Annotated in this window: 1 protein-coding gene and 1 pseudogene; one reads left to right on the top strand and one right to left on the bottom strand. The window is 63.9% G+C overall.

All coding sequences use genetic code 11. The features are described 5' to 3' along the window. Window positions 1-324: pseudogene (locus EN884_RS36860) on the bottom strand (N-acetylmuramic acid 6-phosphate etherase); the annotation flags it as partial. 198 nt (window positions 325-522) lie between these two features. On the opposite strand from EN884_RS36860, the gene EN884_RS36855 reads away from it, so the two are divergent. After that, window positions 523-1044, top strand: a 522-nt coding sequence (locus EN884_RS36855) for a BadF/BadG/BcrA/BcrD ATPase family protein (RefSeq protein ID WP_281034870.1), incomplete at its 3' end; no start/stop codon positions are given.

Here is a 1044-nt window from a genome sequence, read left to right as displayed (position 1 = left end):
GGCCAGCGTGCGGAAAGCGTCGTCGCCGCCGGCGATCAGGATGGCGATGCGGTCGCGGTGAATGCCGAAGGTGCCCGGCAGCTCCAGCGCATCGGCCAGTGCCATCAGGCCTGAGCTGCCGGCCGCGGCGTAGGCAAGCTTGCCCCCGCTCTTCAGCCTGCCGGCGATGATCTCGGCGGCCCTGGCGATGGATGGAATGGCATGGCGCACCACCTTGGCGGCTTCGATCTGCGCATCGGCCAAATAGGAAAGGATGGCGTCCGGAGGCTGGATATCCAGCCCCTCGGCATTTTTGTGAAGCGCTTCGGTGCGCGTTTCGGCCATCCCGGTTCCTCCAATACCAGAACAATACCAAAAAAATACCACTTGTCCACACGCATTAACGAATTCGCGGGCCGGAAATCGCTGAGCCGCCGAAATAGGCAGATTCTTAATAAAATACGGCTTAAACTTTTTGAAACGGAAATTAATCCTTGGCTATTGGTATTTTATTGGTATTATCCGCCCGGAGGAGAAATCAACGTGAATTTCGTGCTCGGAATCGATGGCGGCGGCACCAGCTGCAGGGCCGCCCTGGCAACGGCGGACGGCACGGTGATCGGCCGCGCCAAAAGCGGCGCCGCCAACATCCGCACCGACCTGACCGGCGCCCGCTCGAACATCGTCGAGGCCGCCAGGCAGGCGTTCCTCGTCGCCGGGCAGGATCCGGAACTGATCCCGCGAACGCCCGCAATTCTCGGCCTTGCCGGCGCCAATGTCGGCACCTACCGGCAGCAGCTCGAGGCGATCCTGCCATTCAGCATCAGCCGCGTCGAGACCGACGCCGAAATCGCGCTGGAAGGCGCTGTCGGCGCCGGTGACGGCGCCATGGCGATCCTCGGCACCGGCACCGCCTATATGGCGCGCAGACAAGGCAAATCGCGCGCCATCGGCGGCTGGGGCTTCCAGGTTGGCGACCAGGGCAGCGGCGCCCGTATCGGCCGCGACCTGCTCGAACAGACACTGCTTGCCTATGACGGCGTCCGCGCGGGCTCGCCGCTGCCC

The sequence above is a fragment of the Mesorhizobium sp. M7A.F.Ca.AU.001.01.1.1 genome, assembly GCF_004022735.1.
Lineage (GTDB): Bacteria > Pseudomonadota > Alphaproteobacteria > Rhizobiales > Rhizobiaceae > Mesorhizobium > Mesorhizobium ciceri.
Note: the sequence above shows the minus strand (reverse complement) of the source record. Positions and strands in the feature narration are given on the sequence as shown.